The sequence below is a fragment of the Thalassotalea euphylliae genome (assembly GCF_003390395.1).
GTDB lineage: Bacteria > Pseudomonadota > Gammaproteobacteria > Enterobacterales > Alteromonadaceae > Thalassotalea_F > Thalassotalea_F euphylliae_C.
Genome location: NZ_QUOV01000001.1, coordinates 2,710,028 through 2,736,042, shown reverse-complemented (window position 1 = coordinate 2,736,042; position 26,015 = coordinate 2,710,028). Strand labels below are relative to the sequence as shown.

Sequence of the window (26,015 nt, the reverse complement as noted above, 5' to 3'; positions counted from 1 at the left end):
AAGTGGTTTTTTATGGCAATTGAAATGTGGAGTACATCTTTGTAGACGCTATACAACGTCAGAAATATTTACAATTGTGGCTGTTTTAACGAGGCGCTTGCGAAATAACTCTATGAAAAATAGTGAAATCAAGCAGTGGGAACATTTTATGCTTTATCCAAGCGGATATCTTAGTTTCTAACAGTCTAGAATTCACAAGCCATTAAGGCTAAAAGCTCGGGTAAGTTAAATAGTAGTTAGTGTATCCGGATTATCACCAGGGGTAGGGGTAAGCGGTAGGTGAATGAACACAGCATTTATTTCAGTGTTGTAGTTAGTAGTAACCAAAAGGAGAGTGTTGTGATCGGCTAACAGTCTGATGGTTGACAACTACAATGGAGATAGTCGTGTCGGCCTTTAATTCTTACTCTGCACTTTACCCTCAAACAACTTCAAATTCTAATCAAGCATCAACTGCGGCCAACGTCGTTTTTATCGCTGGTGATGTCGCTCATTCCGATTATCTATTAGGCGAATTAGCTGCGACTAACCAAATTTATTTTTTCAATCATTTTACCGAGCTGTTTAGTCAGCTTGAGCAAGTTATCTCGTCCCAATCCTCGGTGCATTTACATATATTCTGTCATGGTCAGTCTGGGCACTTGCAGCTTGGCGATAACAAGTTAGATGCACAAGCGCTTGCTGACTATGCGCAAGTGATTCTACCGACGCCAATTTTTAACGTGACTGCCGTGCATTTTTATGCCTGCCAGCTTGCCAAAGGTGAGCTAGGGCAAATCTTTATTCGCCAATGGCAAGCGATCTGCCAATGCCCAGTCTACGCCTCTGCTGACAAGTTAGGTAATGCCGCGTTAGGTGGCCAGTGGCAGTTCACCTCGTTTTCCGATTGGTTAAATGTGCGACTAAATGCGCACCTTGATGAACAAGTTGATGATTATTCAGAAAGTGTAATGGAGCAGCAGTTAAGTACGCCGATATTACCAGCTAGTGCGATGGCGCATTATCCCGGCTTATTAGATCCATTAACGGATGAGCGAGTGGTTAATACCATAACCGAAAGCAGCCAACAAAATGCCCATACTAGCGTGTTAGCGGATGGCAGTTATGTGACGGTCTGGGAGTCAATTCGCGAGAATGGTAGTTGGGGAGTTTACGGGCAGCGGTTTAGTGCCGAAGGTGGTCCAATAGGCCATGAGTTTGCTGTTAATCAAACCTTTGATGGCAATCAGACCAATCCGCGAATTGCTGGCCTTAACGACGGCAGCTTTGTGATTGTCTGGGATGGCTCAGGCATTGGTGATAGCAGCGGTGTTTTTATGCGCCGCTTTGATTCTTCGGGCAACTCTTTATCTGATGAGTTATTGGTCAACGAAGAAGTCTCAGATGAGCAAGGTACCGCCGATATTGTCGCCTTGTCTGATGGCAAATTTGTTGTCGTATGGCGTGACGATACGCCAGCACTGGATGCTAGTTCAAGTGGTATTATCGGCCGATTATTTAATGCGGATATGAGTGCCGCCAGTAGTGAATTCCTAATTAATAGTACAACTGCTGGTGCTCAATTTGAACCACGCGTTGATGCTACTGCTGGTGGCTTTGCCGTGACTTGGGGGGCTAGCGGCTTAACTGGCGGAAACAGTAATGATATTGCCGCTCAGCGTTTTGATAATAATGCGGCGCTGGTTGGCAGTGAAATATCCGTCAGTTTACAAACGGGTAGCCAACGTCGCCCCGATATTGCTTATTTTAGCGATGGTGGCTTTGTTGTGACTTGGTGGGATGATCAGGGCTTAGATGGCAGTGCTCATGGGGTTTATGCGCAGGTCTTTGATAACACTGGTACGCCAACAACAGGGCTATTTTTAGTTAATAACACCACCTCTTCTAACCAAGACCTGCCCAGTATTGCGGTGCTGGGTAATGATAACTTTGTCATTGCTTGGGATGGCAATGGCGCGGGCGATAGTAATGGCGTGTTCTATCGCGAATACCAACAAGATGGCACGCCTGTCGGTACAGAGCAGTTGGCCAATAGCACCACGGTAGGCACACAATCGCTGCCATCGGTGACCGCGCTTTCCGGTAGTAACTTTTTAATTGATTGGACAGATAGCGCCCTCGATGGTGCTGGCAGCACTGCCGTTCAGCGACTATTTGGCGATCTAGCCAGCTTTACTGGCCAAGCAAACCCGCAAGTGCTGGATTTTGTTTCCAATATTACGTTTGATGAAAACACCGTTAATGCCGCGCCGCAAATACTTGATATTGCCGTCGCTGTGGTCGATAGCGATTCGAGTAATTTTGATGGTGGCAGCTTATCGTTTGAATATATTGTTGGTGGCGGTAGTGAAGATAATTTGACGATTCGCAACCAAGGTAATGGCGCGAATCAAATCAGTGTCAATGGCAATACCGTTAGCTATGAAGGTACGGCGATAGGTACCATTTCCGCCGATGGCTTAACGGGCAATGGTTTAGTAATAGATTTAAATGCTAACGCTAATCCCACTTCGGTAGAAGCCTTGCTGGAAAATATTCAGTACCAGAATACATCCCAGTCACCACAGTCACAACGGACCTTATCTTTACGTTTAACCGATGGTGATGGCGGCGGAAGTGAAAATGTGAGTACAGTGATCAATGTCACCCAAGTGAATGATTCCACGGTATCTGCTGGGCCAACCAGTATCGTCAACACCTTCTTTAACTCGACGCAGGAAAATGCCGATATCGCCGTCTTTGACGATGGTAGCTTTATTGTTACCTGGGACAGTTATTCGCAAAACGACCCATTCAATTATGGTATTCATGCTCAGCGTTATAGCGCTGATGGCACGCCGATAGGTATTGAGCTGCAAATTAACCAAACCGACCACGGTTTTAATGATACATCACAACGCTTGCCTTCTGTGGCTACCTTTGCTGACGGTAGCTTTATGATTGCTTGGGAAGGAGCTGGTGGTTTCGGTGACGACGCTAGCGGCATTTTTGGCCGAATTTTTAATGCCGATGGCACCCCAGCCAGCGATGATTTTCAGCTAAATGAATTTACCTCCAGCACCCAGCAGTTTGTCGAGTTACAACGTTTATCAGATGGCAATGTCGCTGCGGTATGGCGCTCTTTTGGCAGCGATGGCTCGAACTGGGGTATTACTGGCCGTATTTATCAGCCAGATGGTACTGCTGTTACCAGTGAATTTGCTATCAATACGACAACGAGCAATGCACAAATAGACCCAGCTATTAGCGCATATGATGGTGGTTATCTTGTCAGTTGGAGCGCGCAAGGGCTGACGGGCGGCAATGGCTACGATATTGTTAGTCAACGAGTGAATAATAACGGCACCCTAAATGGTGGGGAACTTGTTGCTAACTTAGGTGAGGCGGGTAATCAGTTTAATACCAGTGTTGCCGCGAATGCCGACGGCAGCTTTATACTAGTATGGAGCGGCTCAGGCAGTGATGATACCAATGGTGTCTTTGGCCAGCGCTATGATGCGGCGAATAACCCTCTGGGCAGCATTTTTCGCATCAATGAGACAATAGCAAATGATCAAACCCAACCAGAGATTGCGCTGTTAGCCAATGGCAATTTTGTTGTTACTTGGTATAGCTCAAATTCCGCTGATGTTTTTCGCCGCGAATTTGCCGCCGATGGTACGCCGATAGATAGTGAAGTCCGAGTCAATAATACTTTTACTAGTAGTACCCAGCAATTGCCAGTCATTGCCCATACTGGTGGAAATAATTATGCCATCGCGTATCAATCCAATGGTGGTGAAGACGGCAGCAGTTCGACCATTTTACTTGACCTGTTTGGTAGCTTTAATCAGCAAAGCAACCCCTTAGTGGTTGGTTTTGAGACGGAATATACCTTTTCTGAAAGTGGCGTCAATGCGGCGCCTGTTATTCTAGAAACAGGTATTTCAGTGACCGATATTGATTCCGCCAATTTTGATGGTGGTAACCTTACCGCTGGCTATAACATAGGTGGTGGCAGCGAGGATCAGCTCGGTGTTCGCAACGAAGGTAATAACCCGGCGCAAATTGGGGTGAGCGGCAACACCATCAGCTTTGGTGGCACAGCAATAGGTACTATCGTGCTTGATGGCAGCAATGGTACGCCGCTCAGTATCAACCTTAATGCCAATGCAACGCCGGCAGCGGTTGAGGCGCTACTGGAAAACCTGACTTATCAAAATACCTCGCAAAGCCCAACTGAAAGCCGTGGTGTGTCGGTGCGTTTAACCGACGGTGACGGGGGTGCATCAGCAAATCAATTTTCCATCATTAATGTCAATGCCGACCCTGATTCAACACCAAGTACCAGTGGGCCATCGGTGGTTAATAGTTACTTTAACAGCACCCAGCAGCGCCCCGGTGTTGATGGCTTTGACGACGGCAGTTATATCATTGTTTGGGAAAGCTATGGTCAAGCTGATGTCAGCACTGGCTTTGCTAGCATTCACGGTCAGCGCTATAACGCCCAAGGTAACCCAATAGGCGTCGAGCTACTGATTAATCAAAATGAAATTCCTTTTATTAACACTTCGGAGATCACCCCGGATGTGGTGACCTTTGCCGATGGCAGTTTTGTCGTCGCTTGGCGTGGTGCTGGCAATGGCGATAGTGTTGGTATTTTTGCACAACGCTTTGATGCCAATAGTGTGCCGGTTGGTGATACCTTCTTAATTAACCAATTTACCAGTAGTACGCAAGAAGCGATTCAACTAACGCGCTTGAGTGATGGCAACTTTGCCGCTGTATGGCACTCAAATGGCGGTGATGGCAGCAGTTGGGGCATAAGTGCTCGCATTTATCAGCCAGACGGTACGCCAGTCACGAATGAATTTGTGGTTAATAATTTCACCTCTTCTAGTCAATTCTTCCCCACGGTGAGTGCATATAATGGCGGTTTTGTTGTCGGCTGGGAGTCGTTCGGTCAAACGGGCGGCAGTGATTACGACATTATCGCGCGCCAAATTAATAACGACGGCAGTTTCGCCAGTGGTGATATTGATGTTTCACTTGGTCAGTCAGGCGATCAGCGCAATACCCATGTCAGTGCCCAAAGTGATGGTAGCTTTGTCATGGTGTGGGAGGATAGATCTGGGGCTTCTGATGGTAATGGCTATGCGATAGTCGGGCAACTCTTTGACAGTGCCGGTAGCCCAGTCGGCAGTCAATTTTTAGTTAATCAAACCTTCTCTGGCAATCAGCAGGTGCCGGAGGTGAGCTATCTTGCTAACGGCAACTTTGTTGTAACTTGGTATGACCCAGCGAGCTCTGATGTCCTGCGTCGCGAATTCGATAGCAATGGCAATGCCATTGACGGCCAGCAGACCGTCAATATACCGGGCTTTTCGTCAACGCAAAACAATCCTGCGATCAGCCATTTAGGCAATAGCAACTATGTGATTGCTTTTGATTCCAATGGCGGCGAAGATGGCAATGGCACTGGTGTATTGCAAAACTTGTTTGGCCCTAGTGGCTTACAATCTAACCCTGAAATCTCCGGCTTTTCAGGCACAACTTTTCTCGAAAATGATGTCAACAACACACCGCAAATTATCGATCCCGGTGTTTCACTTGTTGATATTGATTCCGCTAACTTTAACGGTGGCCAGCTAACCCTTGGCTATTTGCAAAATGCTCGAACCGATGATCAACTTGGCGTTTTCAATGAAGGTAATGGCCTAGGTCAAATTGGTGTGTCCGGCAATAATATTTCATATTCAGGGACACAAATTGGCAGTATTCAAGCCAGTAATGACGGTAGTAATGGTGGCCAGTTAGTGATTGATTTAACTGCCAATGCGAGCCTTGCCGCAGTGGAGGCACTGTTAGAGAATCTCACTTATGCCAATACCTCGCAATCACCGCTGACCAGTCGCAGTTTATCGCTGAACTTAGCCGATGGCGATGGTGGCAGCACTGGCCATATTCCCTTTACCATTTCTGTTACACCGTCATCAGAAAGCAGTGAGTCTGTGTTTGGGGTAGAGCGCATCAATAGCTATATCAATAACACCCAATACGATCCGCGTGCCGACAGTGGCTCTGACGGTAGTTATGTGGTGACTTGGTATTCACAAATCCAAGACGGCAGTAGTATCGGCATTTATGCTCAGCGTTTTGATGCTAATGGCATAGCGCAGGGGCGTGAATTTCAGGTCAATACCAGTACCACTAGCAGCCAGACTAATCCAGACGTTGCCGTGCTTACTGATGGCAGTTTTGTGATTGCTTGGGATGGTGCGGGCATTAACGATCCGGGTCAAGGGGTTCATGCTCAACGCTTTGCCGCCGATGGCACGCCGCTTGGCGCTGAATTTAACCTGCGAGCATTAACCGATACATCGGAGTCCAGTGTTGCCTTAACCGCATTGAGTGACGGTAAATTTGCCGCCTCATGGACAGACAACAGCGATATTGCCATTCGTTTATTCAATGCTGATGGCAGTCCAGTAGCGGATGAATTTATTGCCAATACAACCACCACTAGCAGTCAGTTTTCATCCCACATTGCCAGCTTTAATGGCGGCTTTATTGCCACTTGGATTTCTAACGGCCAAACTGGTGGTAGTAGCAATGATGTTGTCGCGCAGCGTTTTGATAACAATGGTAATCCAGTTGGTGCTGAAATTGACGTGTTCTTAGGCAGTGGTAATCAATCTGTTGCGCAAGTGGCGGCCTTTAATGACGGTAGTTTTGTCGTTGCCTTCCAAACGGATAACGACGGCAGTAGCAGTGGTGTCTTTGTTCAGCGCTTTAACTCGGACGGCACCACCAATGGCAGTGCTATTCAAGCGAATCAAACGACAGTTAATCAGCAAGCTAACCCGAGTGTAATTACGCTGGCTAACGGAAATTTTGTTGTCGGTTGGGACGGTAATGGTGCTGGTGATAGTGATGGTGCATTTGTCAGAGAATTTGACACTAATGGCGCCCCTATTAATGGCGAGGTATTAGTCAGCAGTACCTCGGTATCCTCAGCCGACACACTAAATCTGGTAGCGCTTGGCAATACCAGTAATTATCTAGGCGTTTGGGCGGATTTTAATATTACCAGTGCGGGCGGCAGTAGTTGGGATATATATCAAAATATTTTTGGCAATTCCGCCGATTTTAACCGCCAAGCTAATCCTATACTGGATGATTTAACCAGCGTTCGTCAAATTGTGCAGTCCAACTCTGCCGTGCCTGTGCATATTGACACGGATGTGTTACTCACTGATAGCGACTCGGCAAATTTTGATGGCGGTTATTTAGACCTATTCCACTTAACTGCAAGTGATGCCGACGATTTGCTGGCGATTGCCTCAACGGGCACTGGCACTGGCCAAATACAACTGACTGGCAACGACGTGCAATACCAAGGTACTAGCATAGGTACGCTAGATAGCACCGAAGATGGCACCGGCGGGGCTGGTTTACGGGTTGACTTTAATAGCAACGCAACGGCGATGGCGGTGCAAACGCTAGTTGAGAGTCTGACTTACGCCTCGCAAAATAATGTCATTGGCGATCAATACCTTGGCCTGCGTATTAGCGATGGAGATGGCGGCGTTACTGGGCCGATGCAGATCTTTATTGACCATACTACCGCCATTAACCCGCCAAACTTATTGGTTGAAGATGTCGAACCGAGCGCGACTTTTGACGAAGCTGATGTTCAAAACCAATTAGCGATTATCGATCCGGCGATTAACTTTGAATATAACGGCAGTAATAGCTTAGTTAATGGCCGCGTGGAGCTGTCATTTACTTCAGTATCTAGCTTTGAAGATACCTTAGGTGTCGTTAATCAAGGGACAGGAACCGGGCAAATTGGCGTATCTGGCACAGATATCAGTTTTGAAGGAACTAACTTTGCCACGATTGACGGTGTGCTAGATGGTCAAAATGGCCAAGACTTAACCATTAATCTTGGCGCTAACACCACTGAGCAATCAGTTGAAGCTTTACTGGAAGCGTTAGGGTATGGCACAACCAGCGATGCACCACCAAGCCGCACCTTAAGTGTATTTGTCGCCGACAGTGGCAATCAAATCTCCAATTTATCCAGCATTGCACTTGCCTTTAATCAAGACGATACCGGTAGCGAACTGCTGTTTGATCGCGACATCATCAATCAATTCCAAACTGGCAATCAAGTCACACCTGCGGCGGCGACTTTGGTCGGTGGTGGCTATGTGGTGGTTTGGGAGTCGCAAGAAGCACAAGACGGCAATAGCGGTGGCATTTTCGCACAACGTTTTAATGATGTTGGTGAGGCCTTGGGCAATGAAATTCAAATTAATGAGCGCACTTTTGGCGATCAGCAGCAGCCACGGGTCGCAGGTTTAAGCGACGGCAGTTTTGTCGTCGTCTGGTCAGGACCATTGAGTGACGAAAGCACTAATACTAACGTCTTTGCTCAGCGTGTCGCTGCTGATGGTAGTTTATTAGGCAGTGAAATTCAGGTGAATACCTTAGCGGCAAATACCCAAAATGAGCCTTTTGTTACTGCCATTCCCAGTGGCGGCTTTGTCGTTTCATTTACCAGCAATGATGGCACGTTAGCGGATATTAGCGGTGATGCTGTTGCGCTGCGTTATTTTGATAATGCTGGTGTGCCAACAGGCCAGGAAACCTTGGCTAATACCTCATTTTCTGGCAACCAAAGTTATGCCGCCATGGCGGCCACCAACAGTGCATTGTTGGTGGCGTGGAATACGTCAACGGGTGATGATATTGATGCCCGCATTTTTAACCCTGCCAACGGTAACGAGCTAGTGGCAGAGTTTCAGGTTAATAGCACTGAGTCTGGTGATATTTGGATTGAACCTAGTGTTACTGTGCTCAACGATGGCTCCTTCTTAGTGATTTGGGGACATTTTATCAATGAATTTGACACCAACTTCTGGGGCTTTAGAGGGCAACGTATCGGCGCGGATGGCAGCTTTATTGGTGACGAATTTATTGTTAATACCGCCCAAACCGCTTGGACCAGCCAAGATGCCGCTGAAGTGACCACCTTGGCCAATGGCAATGTCATGGTGGTATGGGGCAGTAATGTTGGCGGCGGTGCTGACAATATTTATGCGCAAGAGTTTGATGTCTCTGGCACCACACCAACGAAAATTGATGGCCCACTGTTTGTTGGCAATGGGCCAAGCACAGATCATCAAAATACCGTAGTGGCGGTCGGCGCTAATAGTGCGGCCGTGATTTGGTCTGGCTTTAACTTAACCACACCGACCAACAGTACTTATGAAATTGGCCAACAGTTAGTTGGCCCAGCGGGCGATGTTGTTCGTCAGCTAAATCCGGATATTAGTAACTTACCTGACATGGTTTCACTGGCCGAAGATAGTGGCCCACAAACCTTCTTAGCTGGCGTTGATTTATTGGATTTTGACTCGGCTGATTTAGACGGTGGCTCGTTATGGCTGAGCGTGATCAGTGGTTATGGCAGTTTAGATGAAGTGCAAGATGCGGCGAGTCAAGACAACTGGTCAGTGCGCAATCAAGGCACAGGTACCGGAGAAATTGGGGTAAGTGGCGCGGCGATCAGCTATCAAGGCACTAATATCGGTACCCTTGTCAGTGACGGGCAGGCGGGCAGCCCGCTTCAAATCGACTTTAACGCTAATGCCACTCCTGATGCGGTCACGGCATTGCTGCAAAATATCACCTATGCCAATAGCTCTGCTGGGCCAGTGTTAAATCGCGAAGTTGCGATTCGCGTTAGCGATGGGGATGGCGGCTCGAATAGCAATCAAACCTTTACATTGGAAGTCACTCCCGTTGCTGATGGCAGTACAGCGCAGGGCGGCGATGTGCTAGTTAACAGCTATTTACCGGGTAATCAGACGTTACCTAATATTACCGCCTTTAGCCAAACCACAGGCGATTTTAATGGTTACTATGTGGTTACTTGGCAATCGGATGGTGCACAAGACGGCAGTGGCAACGGCATCTTTGCGCAAATTTTTTCGCCAGACGGAACACATTACGGCAATGAAGTCGTCGTTAATACGTCAACGTTTGGTGAGCAAACATTGCCAATCGTGGTTGAAACCGCCAATGGTTTTGTCATCGCGTGGCAAGATAATAATGGCGTTGATGCTAGTGGTCTAGGCATTATTGCCCGCCAATTTGACTTTAGCGGTAACCCCATTGGTGATGAGTTTATTGTTAACGAGACGACGGTCAGTACGCAAGCGGCTCCCGGACTCGTCGCACTGAATAACGGCGGCTTTGCCGCAACCTGGCAAGGCAATGGTGATCAAACCGGTAATATTGATAACAGCGGTGCCTTCCTGCGCCTATTTGATAGCAATATGCTGCCAACCACAGGCGAGATCTTAGTTAATGAATTAGCAACTGGCACCCAGTCGCAAGTGGAAGTGACCCAGCTTGCTAATAATACATTAGCGGTAACATGGCAAGATAGCAGCGGCACTATCAATGGTCGTTTATACAACCTTGATGGTTCGCCAGCAGGTAGTGAATTTACTGTGCCGGGCAATCCAGGCACTGAATTTGATCCAGATATCGTGGCGCTGAGCGGTGGTGGCTTTGTTGTTGTTTATACCAATGACACTGATGGCAATAGCTGGGGCACCTATGCGCAAATTTATGATAACAGCGCCAATACGGTCGGCGATGAATTCAGGGTTAATGATAATGTCAGCGGCCTTCAGTACCAAGCACGTGTTGCGTCAACCGATAATGGCGGTTTTGTAGTTGCTTTCTATGACACTGCAACCCCAGATCGCATCGTTGCCCAACAATTTGATGCAACGGGCGAGCGCATTGATAACCAAACCACAGTCAATGTTGGTAATGTCAGTACTGACCAACAACCGGATGTTGTTGGTTTGCCGGGCGGCGGCTTTGCGATTACTTGGTCAGGCTTTAATTTAGAAACTAATCCGACGAATAACAGTTATGGCATTTTTGTTCGCAACTTTGGCAGTGACGGCCAATTTTCAGCGGATATCGGTTCACTCAATTTGGCAGGCTTACCAGCTAATATCAGCTTAGATGAAAGTGATGTCCCACAACTGTTGATCCCCTCCGTTGATCTTGATGGTGGCATTGGGAATAACTTTGATGGTGGTATGCTGTGGATCAACGTCATCGAAGGTTACGGTGAAGCAGCCCAATTCCCTGATTCAAATCAACAAGATAACTTCTCGGTGCGCGATCAAGGTAATGGGGCAGGGCAAATTGGCGTATCTGGCTCGACCATTTCAATCGGTGGTGTTGCTTTTGCCACCATAGTTGATGATGGTCAAAATGGCAGCCGCTTAGCGATTGAGTTTAATGCCAACGCGACACAAGAAGCGCTTACCGCGCTAATTCAAAATATCACTTACCTTAATGGTTCAGATGGTCCTGCCAATAACCGGACAATTTCGGTGCGGGTAAACGATGGCAATGGCGCATCAACCTTGAACAATATGGTTAACTTAACGGTTAACCCAATTCCTGATGGTGCAACGCCACAAGGTGATGATATTCAGGTGAACACCTTTGAAGCCAACGATCAGCAAAATTCAGCGGTGACCGAATTAAGTGATGGCAGCATTGTTGTGGTGTGGCGCTCTAACTTACAAGACGGCTGGCAAGAAGGCATAGTTGCCCAGCGTTTTGACAGTAATGGTGCGCCGATAGGTAATGAATTTATTGTCAATGAGTACACCCCGCAAGGTCAAAATCTGCCGAGCGTTGCTGCTGTTAACGGTGGTTTTGTTGTTGCTTGGCAAGGCCGAGGCGAGTCAGATACAGCTGGGGTTCATGCGCGACTCTTTGATCTTAATGGTGTGCCACAAGGTGGCGATTTTACCCTTAACGACACGTTAACCAGTACTCAAGATATGGTCAACTTGACCGCACTTGCTAATGGCGGTTTTGCCGCAGTTTGGGATGGTAATGGCGCTGGTGACGCGAACGGTATATTCCTGCGCCTATTTGATGCCAATGGTAATCCTACCACTTCCGAAATCTTAGCGAATGAAGTGGCCACAGGTACGCAAACCGTCCCGAGAATCAGTCAACTCAGCGATGGCAAGCTGGCAGTTGTTTGGCTAGAAAGTAGCGCGGTTGAAGGGCGCTTGTTTAATAGCGATGGAACACCATTCGCTGGCGATTTCAGTATTCCCGGTAATCCGGGGAATGAGTCAGAACCCGCTATTGCCGCTCTAAGTGGCGGCGGCTTTGTGGTGATTTATACCAACTCGACTGACGGCTCAGGCTCCGGCGTTTACGGTCAACTACTGAATAACAGTGGCAATTTAGTGGGCAGTGAATTTAGGGTTAACGAAGCAACAGCTAATGGCCAGTCGCAGCCAGAGGTGACAGCCACTGCCAATGGTGGTTTTGCTGTCAGTTACTACACCGCCAATAACCCAGACCGTATATTGGTCCAGCAATTTGATCAAGACGCTAACCTTATTGATGGCCCGATTGTTGCCAATCAGGGTAATGTCAGTACCGATTGGGAGCCTAACATTGCTGGCCTCAGTAGTGGCGGCTTTGTCACCACTTGGTCTGGCTTTAATCAGGAAGACAGTAATACCAATACGTATGGTATTTTCATGCGCTTATTTGGCAGTGATGGCCAATTTGTGCGCAGTCAGGCACCTGAAGTTCAATTGGCTGCGAGTGCCATTAACTTTACCGAAAATGAAGTGAATTTTGCGCCGCAAACCTTAATTATTGGCGCAGGTGTTGCTGATATTGATTCCACCGACTTCGATGGCGGTCAGCTGGTGATTAGCCGAATTTCCTCTTATGGCCAAGGGGATCAGCTAGGGCGCCAACCTTTCTTCCCACAAGATAACCTGAGCATTTTCGATCAAGGCAGTAATCCGGGGCAAATTGGCTTAACTGGTAACGCCGTATTTTATAGTGGCGCGCAAATCGGCACACTAGCATCCAGTGGCCTTAATGATAGCCCCTTGGTGGTTAACTTTAATGCCAATGCTACCGCACAGGGAATAGAGGCACTGTTGGAGGCGGTTAATTATCGCAATATCTCAGACGCACCGGAGCCAACGCGCACTTATAGCGTTCGCGTAACTGATGGCGACGGTGGTAGCAGTTTTGCTAGCTCTATAGATGTCAATATTAGCCAAAACCTTGATGGCAATGAGCCAACACTGGTTCCTGAGCGCATTGCTAACACCACGCTAGCAGGGAGTCAGGATGTATCTGCTGCAACAGCGCTGTTCGATGAGACTACTGGAGAACTCGCTGGTTATGTCGTTACTTGGCAAAGCGGTGGTGAAGTGTTTATGCGCATCTATGATGCGGATAACAATCCGATTGGCAGTGAAATTCAAGTCAATCAAACAACACTAAATACGCAAGACAATGCCCAAGTGCAAGGGCTTGCCAATGGCACCTTTGTGGTTAGCTGGAACTCAGACGGCAACGATGCGCAAGATGCCAGTGGCGATGCAATTATTGCTCGTATTTTCAATAATGACGGTACCATAGATGCAGGTGCGAGCCATGGTGGTAATGAATTTATTGTTAATACCACCACCAGCAGTACGCAAACCAATTCACAGTTGGCGGCGATGCCAAATGGTAATTTTATTGTCGTTTGGCAAGACAATGGTGGTGCACTAGGGGATAGCAGCAGTGTAGCTATCATCGCACAGCGTTATGACGTTGATGGTAATGCCTTAGGCGGCGAATTCCGCATTAATACCACGACAACCAGCGCCCAAGATTTACCGGATGTTTCGCCTTTATCTCCCAGTGGTGCCTTGCCACAGGGCGGCTATATAGTTACTTGGCAAAGCCCAGATGGCAGCAGCGACGGTGTATTTGCCCAGGTGCTAGATAACAATGGCAATTTAGTTGGCCCTGAACTGGCCGTTAATTCAATCACCAGTGGTAATCAAACCAATATCTCGGTTGGTGGCCTAGCTAATGGCGACTTTGTTATTGTTTGGCAAGAGCCTAGTGCTGATTTAGGTGGCACGGGCATTTATGGACAACGCTTTACTTTCTCTGGCAGCGATCCGGTTTCGGTTGGTCAGCAATTCCGGGTTAATGATATTCAGGCTAATTCACAAACTGATCCACATATCGTTGGCTTAGATACCGGAGGTTTTGTCGTTTCCTACTCGCAATTTGATGGCAGCGGCGACGGTATCTTTATTCAAGAGTTTGATACCAATGGCCAGTTAATCGACCGAGCACAGCAAGTCAATCAGAATACCTCCAGTACCCAATATCAGTCAGCATTGGCGGCACTGCCTAATGGTGGCTTTATCGTCAGTTGGAGCAGTTTTAACAGCCCTAATAACTATGATATTCAACTACAGCGTTTTGAAAATCAGGCACCACAGGTCACCGATTTTGGCGTGCAAGGCAATGAAGATGAAGTTGTCACCATTGATGCGTCATTATTTATCAATGCCTTCGACGATCCTGAAGGTGAGCCACTACAACAAGTACAAATTATTACTCCGCCCATCAATGGAGCCTTAAGCTTTAATGGCAGCCCAGTGACTCCGGGTCAACTTATTGATGTCGTTGATTTGCAAAATGGTACTTTAAGTTTCTTAGGAAACCCTAATTTCAATGGCATTGACCAGTTCACTTGGTCGGGCAGTGATGGTGTTAATTTTGCCGACCCAGCAGCCACTAATATTACCTTATTACCGATTAACGACGCGCCGGGTTTAGATGTTGGCAGTGATGATACTGGGATTGAAGGTATCGCGACCAACCTGTTTACGCATACGATCAACTTTGCCGATCCCGATGGCGATACTTTCTCTATCAGTATTGATTGGGGTGATAGCACTCCGATTCAGCAAATCTCAACCGACAATACGACAGTCAATACTTCGCACTTTTACCGAGATGATGGCAATTACACGGTTACCGTCACCGTTGATGATCAGGCTGGTCAACCGAACAGCGTCGAGCAAGACAGCTATAACGTTGTTATCGACAACGTTGCGCCAACTCTTAACCTGACAGGCGATAATACTGTTGAGCAAAATGCCACCTATAGCTTGACGCTGGGCGGAGTCAGCGATCCCGGTGATGACACTGTGACCCAGTACTCTGTTGACTGGGGGGATGGCACTGTCGATATTTTTGACAATGTTACCGCACCTCTACCGGAAACCATCACCCATACCTACACAGAAATTAACAGCTTTACCATTAGTGTTGATTTGGTGGATGAAGATGGCACCTTTGAGGACGTCGCGACTAAGGACATTGATGTAAGTGCTCCGGCGGAAACTATAACGGTTGATGCAGGCATAGATGAAACGATTAACGAAGGCAGTGCAATTAGTCGCCTCGTCAGTTTTACCGACCCAACCGATCAAGACCCAATTGGCTGGAATTATGAAATAGATTGGGGTGATGGCACAGTGCAAACTGGCTTACGCTCGAACGATCGCGACTTTAATATTTTCCACCAATACGCGGATGATGGCGTATATAACGTAGTTGTAACGGTCACCGACGACGCAGCTAATCAGATAGGCACAGACACCTTTGATGTCACTGTTGATGACGTTATTCCAACCGTCTCATTATTCGGTGCAACAAGTGTTAACGAAGGTTCACCTTTGACCCTAACAGGCGCCATTGTTGACCCCGGCGATGACCCAGTATCAGAGTATGTTATTGACTGGGGCGATGGTACAGTTGAAACCATCACTTCTGATACCTTTACGTCAATTGAACATACCTACGCGGATGGGCCATTTGGATATACCATTAGTGTTGATGTCACCAATGATGACGGTACTTTCCTCGATGCCGGTAGTCGCTTTATTAGCGTTTTGAACGTCGCTCCTACATCAACAATCTCTGGTCCGACAGAGCTTGATGAAGGTGAGGAGGGCACCTTTACCTTTGGTGATATAACCGATCCTGGTGTGGAAACCGTCACTTCAGCCGTGATTAATTGGGGGGATGGTACAACCACACCTTACACTGGCCCAGGCGATTACAACCACACCTTTGTTGATGGCAACAGCCTTGGCAATACGATACCGAATGTCCGCTTAGAAGTTACTGATGAAGACGGTACACATATTGCGGCCAGTCAATTTGTCACCATCAATGATGTGCCACCGACCGTCACCATCAGTGGTGCTGCGAGTGCTGACGAAGGCAGCACTTACACCTTAAGCCTATCGAATTTGATTGACCCTGGTGATGATCCAGTCAGCGAATACTTGATTGATTGGGGTGATGGTTCTGCGGTGCAATCAGTGCCAATTAGCGGTGATACAAATGTCGATGTTGATCATATCTTTGCTGACGGTCCTGACAGTCATACGATTTCAGTCAGTATTGTTAATGATGATGATACTTTCCCTGCAGGTACCTTAGATGTCACCATTAATAACGTGGCACCAGATACCACAGCTACAGGTGCCGACGATGTTAATGTCAATGATCTTTACACATTAACCTTAGGTACAATCGTCGATCCCGGTGATGATACTATTGTTACTAATGGCATTACTGTCGACTGGGGTGATGGCACGGTTGAGACCTTCTCATCAGTTGGCGATGTTACTCATACCTATGCCACTGACGGCTTGTTTACTATTTCTGTTGATTTGCAAGATGAAGATGGCATTTTTACTAACGTTGCCAGTAAAGATGTCACTGTTACTATTCCGGGGCCATTGCCATTTATCAACGTCGCAGACTTAGTCGTCTCAGAAGATGGTGGTAGCGCTGACTTTATCTTAAGACTCAGTGACACAAGCACACAAACGGTAACGGTAGAAGTTGATGCTGTGTCGGGTACTGCCAGTGTTGCCTCACCTAGCTTTAGCCGAGATGCTACTTTCTCGTCTACAATCCTAGTCACCTTCAACCCCGGCGATACTGAACAATTGGTGCAAATACCAATTGTTAATGACACGTCAAATGAGCAGAACCGTGAATCTTTCTTTATCAACCTTGCTAACGCAACCAACGCGATAATTGGCCGCTCTGAAGTAACGGGTACGATAATCGATAATGAAGTGATACCAGGCACTGCGCCAGTTATCCGTGTTAATGATGTGATCGTTGATGAGAGCCGTGCAGAAGCTATTTTTGTGCTCGAGTTAGATCGCCCTACTAGCAGCACAGTCACAGTTGACTACACCACGCAGAATGCCAGTGCACTAAGTGGTAGCGATTATACCGCAGTGTCAGGCACGGCCAGCTTTGATCCGGGCGAAATGGTGCAGAATATCTCAGTGCCATTGATCAATGACTCGCTCGCAGAAACTTTGGAAACCTTTAACTTACTACTATCTAATGTTAGCAATGGCGTGCTAACCGATGCCATCGGCACCGCGACTATAGATGCAAGCGACCAAGCTGTATCAGCACTGCCTGTGATCAGTGTTGCAGATAGCATAATTAGTGAAGACGGCGGCTTTGTGGAGCTAGCTATTCGATTAAGTGCACCAAGCGCTGATATAGTGAGTGTTCGCTATACCAACAGCAATGGTACGGCAACCAGTGGCTCGCCTAACTTTGTTGTTGATGCGGTTTTACCAAATGCCGAGCTACTCAATTTTGCTCCCGGTGAAACGTTAAAAACCATTCGTATACCAATCACCAATGATACGTCAAACGAGCAGCAGGGTGAGGTTGTTTTCTTCAACTTGTTTGACGAAGTGAATGCAACCTTAGAACGCACCGAAAATGCCATTACGATTATAGACAATGAAACGAGTCTAACTGGGCAGCCAGTCATTCAAATTGCCGATATGGTGGTGGATGAAAACAGTGCAGAGGTAATCTTTACCTTAGAACTCGATAGAGCCAGTACAGATACCGTAACGGTTGATTACACCACCCAAAATGGTAGTGCCGAAAGTGGCCTCGATTATGTCGCAGTATCAGGTACAGCGAGCTTTAGTCCATTGGAAATGGTGCAAAATGTAAGTGTGCCGCTGATCAACGACTCGCTGGCAGAAACCTTAGAAACCTTTAATTTAGTGCTATCCAATGCCACTAATGGCCTGCTAACCGATGCTATTGGTACGGCGACCATTGACGAGAATGACCAAGCATTAGCTGCTTTACCTGTTATCAGCGTCGATGACACCACAGTGAGTGAAGACAATGGTTACGTTGAACTAGTGGTGCGCTTAAGTGCGCCAAGTAGCCAAACGGTCAGTGTGACTTATGCTAATAGTAATGGCACAGGTACCAGTGGCTCACCTAACTTTGTAGTTGATGCCGTATTACCAAATGCAGAAACACTGAACTTTGCACCGGGTGAGACGGTTAAAACCATTCGTCTGCCAGTGGTGAACGACACAAGCAATGAACAGCAGCGCGAAGTCGTGTTCTTAAACTTATCCGGTGAAGTTAATGCAACCTTAGAACGCACCGAAAATGCCATCACGATTATAGATAATGAAACTAACCTGACTGGACTGCCCGTGATTCAAGTCGCCGATATGGTGGTGGATGAAAATACGGCTGAGGTAGTATTTAGTCTAGAGCTTGATAGGGCTAGTACCGATACGGTTACCGTTGATTTCACCACGCAAAATGGTAGTGCTGAAAGTGGTCTTGATTATGTTGCGGTATCAGGTACGGCGAGCTTTAGCCCATTTGAAATGGTGCAAAATGTCCGTGTACCACTCATCAACGACTCGTTAGCAGAAACCTTAGAAACATTTAATTTAGTGCTATCCAATGCCACTAATGGCGTGTTAACAGACAGTGTAGGTACAGCGTCCATTGACAAGAATGATCAAGCAACGACTTCAACTCCAATTATTAGTGTTGCAGATACAACGGTTAGTGAAGACCAAGGCTATGTTGAACTTGTGGTGCGCTTGAGTGCGCCAAGTACGCAAACGGTTAGTGTCAGTTACAGCAATAGTAATGGTACCGGTACGAGTGGTTCACCTAATTTTGTAGTTGATGCAATTTTACCGAACACAGAAACACTGAATTTTGCACCGGGTGAAACGGTTAAAACCATTCGCCTGCCAGTGGTAAATGATACGAGTAATGAACAACAGCGTGAAGTCGTATTCTTAAACTTGTTTAATGAGGTTAACGCTACGCTAGAGCGCAGTGAAAATACCATCACCATTGTTGATAACGATAATGCCACTGGCTTACCTGCTATCTTGCTATCTGATCCCATTGTTGATGAAGCAAATAATGAGGTGGTGTTTGTACTTGAATTGACACGGCCAAGTGCGGATACGGTCACTTTTGATTATGCAACGGTCGCTGATACGGCTGATACTAACGATTTTACCCCAGTATCTGGTACCGCTAGTTTCCGCCCATTTGAGGTGGTGCAAACTGTGCGTGTACCACTGATTAATGATTCCTTGGCTGAAACACAAGAGCAATTCCATTTGCAGATTAGCAATGTTAATGGTGCAATTTTCGCCGATGAAATGGCAACGGCAACAATTGCTGCCAGCGACCAAGCAACCGCGTCGACGCCTACTTTGTTTGCTGATGACGCTTTTGCCTATGAAAGTGATGGTTATATCGAATTTGTTGTCCAGTTAACGGCACCAAGCGCGAGTGAAGTCACGGTTAGCTATAATGCGGTGACTGGCACTGCTACAGTTAACACCCCTAATTTTGTGACGGACGTTGTCTTCCCCGGCACAGAAGAATTGCGGTTTGCACCGGGCGAGACCGTTAAAACCATTCGCTTACCTATTGTTGATGACACTTCTTTAGAGCCTGATGAAACCTTTAGTTTGGTGCTCTTTAATGCAGCCAATGCAGATATTAGTACAACACCTATTGTTGGGACTATCTTGGAAGATGGAGGTGCTACCGCGCCACTTGCCATGTCGCCAGTCGGTGATCAAACCATTAACGAAGGAGATACTTTAAGCCTTGATATCGACTTTACTGATGGTCGCGATGCCGCCTTTGATGGTTGGCGTTACTCGGTTGATTGGGACAATGATGGTATTGAAGACGAATCGGGCGAGGTTGCTCCGGGCAGTACCAGCTTTAATCTAACGCGTTTCTTCGCGGATGACCAAGAAGCAAGTGACATTACCGTTAACCTATTTGACTCGGGCAGTGAAGAAATTGCCACTCAAACCTTTAGTTTAACGGTTGAAAACGTCATACCGACATTGCCGCTTAGTGGCAACGACGATGTGGTTGCTGGAACACCTTATACCTTAACTCTTGGCGCGATAGTCGACCCCGGCGATGATACGATCGTTGTAGATGGAATTACCGTTGATTGGGGTGATGGTACGGTGGAAACTTTCCCCAGTATTGGTGACGTCACCCATACCTACGCCGCAGCAGGTGACTTTACTATCAGTATTAGCCTAGAAGATGAAGACGGGCAATTTAGCGATGTTGCCACCAAAGCGGTCACCGTAAATGCACCTGCAGCCACCGTGGATGTTGTACCGCAAGCCGATGCCAATATTAACGAAGGTGATAATTTCACCCGCACTATTAACTTTACCGACGGTGAAGATAATGGCACGGCGGGTTGGACAGTGGATATTGATTGGGATGGTGATGGCAATGCCGATCAAAGTTTTGCCACCACGACCACGAATTTTGATATCAGTAATACCTTCGATGATGGCGATGCATCGCCTACCGTGACTGTCACCGTTACCGACGAAGCGGGTGAGAGTGATAGCGAGAGCTTTACTGTAAATGTGGCGAACGTTGCGCCAACAGCGGCCATTTCTGGTGATACTAACGTTGATGAAGGTAGTACCTATACCTTAACACTCGGTGATATTGTTGATCCGGGTGACGATACCGTGACTAATGCGGTCATCAACTGGGGCGACGGCACTAGCACACCTTATACTGGCGCTGGCGATTACGATCATATCTTTGCTGATGGCGATACGACACCTACCATTGAGCTGGAAGTCACTGATGAAGATGATACTTTTATCGCAGCCAGTTTAAGTATTAGTGTTGATGATGTTGCGCCAACACTAACTATCGCAGGTGATTTAACGGTTGATGAAGGTAGCACTTACACCTTAAACCTATCAAATCTAATTGATCCGGGCATTAATGATACGGTGACGGAATACTTAATTGACTGGGGCGATGGTTCAGCTGTCGAATCGGTGGCCAGTTTAGGTGATCATCCGCATATCTACAGTGATGGACCGAACGCTCGCACTATCTCAGTTAGTATTGTCAATAATGATGGAACCTTCCCTGCGGGCACATTTGATATTACCGTGAATAATGTTGCACCATCAGCCGCTATTTCTGGTGATGCTAACGTTGATGAAGGCAGCACATATACCTTAACACTCGGTGATATTGTTGATCCGGGTGATGATACCGTGACTAATGCGGTCATCAACTGGGGTGATGGCACTAGCACGCCATACACTGGCGCTGGTGATTATGATCATATCTTTGCTGATGGCGATACGACACCAACAATTGAGCTGGAAGTCACCGATGAAGATGATACCTTTATCGCGGCCAGTTTAAGTATCAGTGTTGATGATGTTGCGCCAACACTAACTATCGCAGGCGATTTAACGGTTGATGAAGGTAGCATTTACACCTTAAACCTATCAAACCTAATTGATCCAGGCATTAATGATACAGTGACCGAATACCTAATTGACTGGGGCGATGGCTCACCTGTCGAATCGGTAGCGAGTTTAGGTGATCATCCGCATATCTTCAGTGATGGACCAAACGCTCGCACTATCTCAGTTAGTATTGTTAACATCGAGGGAATCTTCCCAGGGGGCACACTTGATATTACTGTTAACAATGTTGCGCCAGATACCACGGCCACAGGTGCTGATACAACAATCCAAAATACACTATATACCTTAACATTGGGTGCAATCGTTGATCCGGGTGACGACACTATTATCACCAATGGTATTACGGTTGATTGGGGCGATGGCACTGTCGAGTCGTTTAATAGTATTGGCGATGTTACTCACACTTATGTCACCACTGGCGATTTTACTATCAGTGTCAGTCTGGAAGATGAAGATGGCTTGTTTAGTGATGTCGCCACCAAAGCAGTTACTGTTAATGCACCAGCATCTGCGGTGGATGTGGCTGCGCAAGCAGATGCCAATACTAACGAGGGCGACACCTTTACTCGCACCATTAACTTTACTGACGGTGAAGACAATGGTACTGCCGGTTGGACAGTGGATATTGATTGGGATGGTGATGGCAATGCCGATCAAAGTTTTGCCACCACAAACAACAGCTTTGATATCAGCAACACTTTTGCCGATGGTAATGCCACTCCAACTGTTACCGTCACGGTTACCGACGAAGCAGGGGAAAGTGATAGTGAGAGCTTTACCGTTAACGTGGCAAATGTTGCACCAACTGCTGCTATTTCCGGTGATGCTAGTATCGATGAAGGCAGCACGTATACCTTAACGCTCGGTGATATTGTTGATCCCGGTGACGATACAGTGACTAACGCGGTAATCAACTGGGGAGATGGCACTAGCACGACATATACAGGTGCGGGTGATTACAACCATGTATTTGCTGATGGCGTTAGTGGCGCGACAGTGGTACTGCTAGTCACTGATGAAGATGATACCTTTATCGCCGCCAGTTTGAATATCACCATTAATGATGTGTCGCCAAGTGTTCAGCTTTCTGGTGATGCCAGTGTTAATGAAGGTAGTACTTACACCTTAAGCCTGTCTAATCTTGCCGATCCCGGAGATGATCCAGTTAGTGAATATCTAATTGACTGGGGCGATGGCTCGCCAGTCGAATCAGTCGCCAGCCTTGGCGGCTATAACCATGTCTATGCCGATGGTGATCAAAATCACACCATTTCGGTGACTATCGTTAATGATGATGGTGTTTTCCCAGCTGCTGGCACCTTAGACGTTACCGTTAATAACGTTGCACCCGATACCACAGCTACGGGTGCCAATACCGCCATTCAAAATGCGCTATACACCTTAACGCTCGGTGCAATAATCGACCCGGGTGATGACACTATCATCACCAATGGTATTACGGTTGATTGGGGCGATGGCACTGTCGAGTCGTTTAACAGTATTGGCGATGTTACTCACACTTATGTCACAACGGGTGACTTTACTATTAGTGTTAGCTTAGAAGATGAAGACGGGCTATTTAGTGATGTTGCTACCAAAGCGGTTACTGTTAATGCTCCTGCAACTTCGGTTGATGTGGTTGCACAGGGCGATGCCAATATTAATGAGGGCGATACTTTTACTCGCACCATTAACTTTACCGACGGTGAAGATAATGGTGCAGCGGGTTGGACGGTTGATATCGATTGGGATGGCGATGGCAATGCCGATCAGAGTTTTGCCACTACAAACAACAGCTTTGATATTAGCAATAGCTTCGACGATGGTGATGCATCACCAACCGTGACCGTCACGGTCACAGATGAGGCAGGCGAGAGTGATAGTGAGAGCTTTACCGTCAATGTCGCTAATGTTGCGCCAACGGCCGCTATTTCGGGTGACGCTAGTGTCAATGAGGGCAGTACTTATACCCTAACGCTCGGTGATATTGTCGACCCCGGCGATGATACCGTCACCAATGCGGTAATCAACTGGGGCGATGGCAACAGCACGCCTTACACTGGCGCTGGTGATTACAACCATATCTTTGCTGATGGTGATACCACACCCACTATCGAGCTGGAAGTAACCGATGAAGACGGTACCTTTATCGCTGCCAGTTTAGCCATTAGTGTTAATGATGTCGCCCCTGCGCTAACTATTTCAGGCGATTTAGTTGTTGATGAAGGTAGCACTTATACCTTAAACCTATCAAACCTAATTGACCCAGGTACAAATGATACGGTCACGGAATACTTGATTGACTGGGGCGATGGTTCACCAGTCGAGTCGGTAGCGAGTTTAGGCGATCACCCGCATATTTACAGTGATGGTCCAAACGCTCGTACGATTTCCGTTAGTATTGTTAATACCGAGGGAACCTTCCCGGCAGGCACGCTCGATATTACCGTTAATAACGTTGCACCAGATACCACAGCAACGGGTGCCAATACGGTTGATGTTAATGCCCTTTACACGTTAACGCTTAGCGACATTGTTGATCCCGGTGATGATACTTTGGTTGCCAATGGTATTAGCGTTGATTGGGGCGATGGCACGATTGAGTCGTTTAATAGTGTCGGTGATATCACTCATGCCTATATAGCGGCAGGTGATTTTACTATCAGTGTTAGCCTTGAAGATGAAGATGGCGTCTTTACTGATGTGGCGACCAAAAATGTCACTGTTGAAGATACCTTCACGCCACCAACAGGGAGCGGTAATATGCCAGAATTTAGCTTACGCAATGATACGGTAACGCTGGATTTAGCCATCAACAGTAGCGAACCTATCAATGAGGTGCTGGTCGACTGGGGTGATGGTTCACCAGTGGAATCTTTCCCTGATACCTCAGCATTGACACATCAATATGCCGATTTAGGCTTGTTCGACGTTAGTGTGCAAGTGGTGACCGACTCAGGTACGTTTGATTTAGGCGTTATCGACAATATTGATGTCGGATTAAAAGTGGGCGAAGCGGCACAGTTCTTAAGTTTCTTCGATCCATTGGGATGGCAAAATAGCTGGACTACGGAAGGTTTGGCAATTGAACATAAAGCGCAAACTGACAATGCGGGTGAAGCTTGGACGCCAGCGTCATTTGTTGGCTTTGATTCATGGCAGTTACCTGGACAGGATATTGCACTGGGTGATTTGGGGGTTAGCGGTAATACTTCACTCACTAGCCCTGTATTCCAAGAGCTTGACGGCACAGAGGGTTTGCGAATCTCGCTAACCGATGCGGTGTTTAATGGCTCGCTCACCTTTACCAACCTATTTGCCAATGAAGGTGCTGGTCTGCACGAAGCGGCGAGAATCCAATTATTGGCAGACGATGGCAGTTTAATTGAAGAAATGATGGTCTTAGGTGAAGCCGACGGTAATGTCGATGTTACCTTTGCCACTAATCAAGCGTTTAGCTATGTCGTCTTTAATGCCGGCGCATACGATGGTAGTAACTTTGTCTATGGCAGTTATGCTGACGATAGAAATGCTGCGGCAGCAGGTGACTCAAATACTGGTAGTGACTTTTATATTGATTATCTGCAATTTGGTTATCGACCTGCATCTGATCAAGCAAGCGAATTTGCCAATAGCGCAGCGCTTAGCCAATCAGCCTCAATTAGCTTATCCAAGGACTTTGAAGCAATTCCAGATAAAGGTGGATTGAAGGAAAGTAATGTTGGTTTGCAGAGCGTTAGTGATTCAGAAAAATCGAATTCAGCACACCTACATAGCTTTGATGTTAAGTTTGATTATGACTCGTTGGCAGCAGGCGAGGTTGTTCGCCAAAGTGATGCTCATTTACCTGAGAAAGTCGACGATTCAGGTAAAGTATTTGGGGCAAACCTACATAGCTTTGATGTTAAGTTTGATTACGATTCGTTGGCAGCAGGCAAGGTTGTTCGCGAAAGTGATGCTGATTTACCTGAGAAAGTTGATGACTCAGGAAAAGCCTTTGCTCCAAACCTACATAGCTTTGATGTTAAGTTTGATTACGATTCGTTGGCAGCAGGCGAGGTTGTTCGCCAAAGTGATGCTGATTTACCTGAGAAAGTTGATGACTCAGGAAAAGCCTTTGCTCCAAACCTACATAGTTTTGATGTTAAGTTTGATTATGACTCGTTGGCAGCGGGCGAGGTTGTTCGCCAAAGTGATGCAAATGTGCCACAGCAATTGATTGATGGAGAGAAGGAGAGCGCTGAAAGTGATCACACATTCGACGTTACATTCGATTTTAACAGATTAATGAGCACAGAAAGCAAAGCCACTGACAATGTTGAAATGGTTGCGAAGTTAGCGGCAACTAAAGGCTCGCCATTACTGGAATTGCCAGAACTTGTTGAATATGCAAATGCTGAAACTATCCCTTGGGAAGACCAATTGATTGATCGTTATGACGATTTTCAAATGTGGTTAAGATAG

The 26,015-nt window shown here is 46.9% G+C and carries 1 protein-coding gene; it reads left to right on the top strand.

Annotated elements, in window-relative coordinates:
• Positions 1 to 386: 386 nt before the first annotated feature.
• Complete coding sequence (locus DXX92_RS12105) at positions 387 to 26,015, top strand: Calx-beta domain-containing protein (RefSeq protein WP_181901748.1); 25,629 nt, start codon at positions 387 to 389, stop codon at positions 26,013 to 26,015.